We start from the raw sequence: 487 nt of genomic DNA, 5'->3' as shown, positions 1-487 counted from the left end.
GCCACGTCCTTCTTCGGCTCCTAGTGCCTAGGCATCCTCCGTGCGCTCTTATTAGCTTAACCTAATAAAAACATGTTTCTTGCTTAAGGATGTTTCATTCTTTCGCTATCCAGTTTTCAAAGAGCAAATCTTTTGCGTTGTCCATGCTTCAGAATAGCTCTTTAGCAATAAGAAAACAGCAAAAATAGATGGTTTATTTGGTGGAGCCAAGGAGGATCGAACTCCTGACCTCCTGCTTGCAAGGCAGGCGCTCTCCCAGCTGAGCTATGGCCCCATACAAATTCCATCAAAGCTGAACAAATGATATCACGTCTAACGCACTGCGTCGTTATCCAAACTTTTATCTTGCATGGAAGCTAAGCTTCCTATCTGATCATCATCGTGATCAGGTATTTCCTTAGAAAGGAGGTGATCCAGCCGCACCTTCCGATACGGCTACCTTGTTACGACTTCACCCCAATCATCTACCCCACCTTCGACGGCTGGC

General features: G+C 46.0%; 1 tRNA gene and 1 rRNA gene. Both read right to left on the bottom strand.

Annotated elements, in window-relative coordinates:
* Positions 1-198: 198 nt before the first annotated feature.
* A tRNA-Ala gene (locus M3194_RS30825) sits at positions 199-274 on the bottom strand.
* A gap of 127 nt (positions 275-401) precedes the next feature.
* Positions 402-487: ribosomal RNA gene (locus M3194_RS30820) — 16S ribosomal RNA — on the bottom strand; the annotation flags it as partial.

The sequence above is a fragment of the Paenibacillus glycanilyticus genome (genome assembly GCF_023715145.1).
Lineage (GTDB): Bacteria > Bacillota > Bacilli > Paenibacillales > Paenibacillaceae > Pristimantibacillus > Pristimantibacillus glycanilyticus_A.
Note: the sequence above shows the minus strand (reverse complement) of the source record. Positions and strands in the feature narration are given on the sequence as shown.